The organism is Pseudomonas sp. R19M (assembly GCF_050312585.1).
Lineage (GTDB): Bacteria > Pseudomonadota > Gammaproteobacteria > Pseudomonadales > Pseudomonadaceae > Aquipseudomonas > Aquipseudomonas palleroniana.
Map to the genome: position 1 here is coordinate 1 of NZ_JBNPJV010000114.1, position 595 is coordinate 595.

The 595-nt window shown below is 45.9% G+C and carries 2 tRNA genes and 1 rRNA gene; all 3 read left to right on the forward strand.

Annotation, left to right across the window (positions count from 1 at the left end):
* Nucleotides 1-58, forward strand: a 16S ribosomal RNA gene (locus ACQRBT_RS28260); the annotation flags it as partial.
* A 124-nt stretch (nucleotides 59-182) separates the two neighbouring features.
* Nucleotides 183-259: transfer RNA gene (locus ACQRBT_RS28265), tRNA-Ile, on the forward strand.
* A gap of 10 nt (nucleotides 260-269) precedes the next feature.
* A tRNA-Ala gene (locus ACQRBT_RS28270) sits at nucleotides 270-345 on the forward strand.
* The last annotated feature ends 250 nt before the right edge of the window (nucleotides 346-595 follow it).

The window sequence follows — 595 nt, forward strand, 5'->3', positions numbered from 1 at the left end:
TGGGGTGAAGTCGTAACAAGGTAGCCGTAGGGGAACCTGCGGCTGGATCACCTCCTTAATCGACGACATCAGCTGCTCCATAAGCTCCCACACGAATTGCTTGATTCATTGAAGAAGACGATAGAAGCAGCTTTAAGCTCCAAGCTGATAGCTCTTAGCTAATCAGTTACGCGCCCGAAATTGGGTCTGTAGCTCAGTTGGTTAGAGCGCACCCCTGATAAGGGTGAGGTCGGCAGTTCGAATCTGCCCAGACCCACCAATTTTGTTATGGGGCCATAGCTCAGCTGGGAGAGCGCCTGCCTTGCACGCAGGAGGTCAACGGTTCGATCCCGTTTGGCTCCACCATTAACTGCTTCTGCTCGTTAGAGTTTAGAAATGAATATTCTGAAGTGAATGTTGATTTCTAGTCTTTGATTAGATCGTTCTTTAAAAATTTGGGTATGTGATAGAAAGATAGACTGAACGTTACTTTCACTGGTAACGGATCAGGCTAAGGTAAAATTTGTGAGTTCTCTTAGTTGAGAAATTCGAATTTTCGGCGAATGTCGTCTTCACAGTATAACCAGATTGCTTGGGGTTATATGGTCAAGTGAAG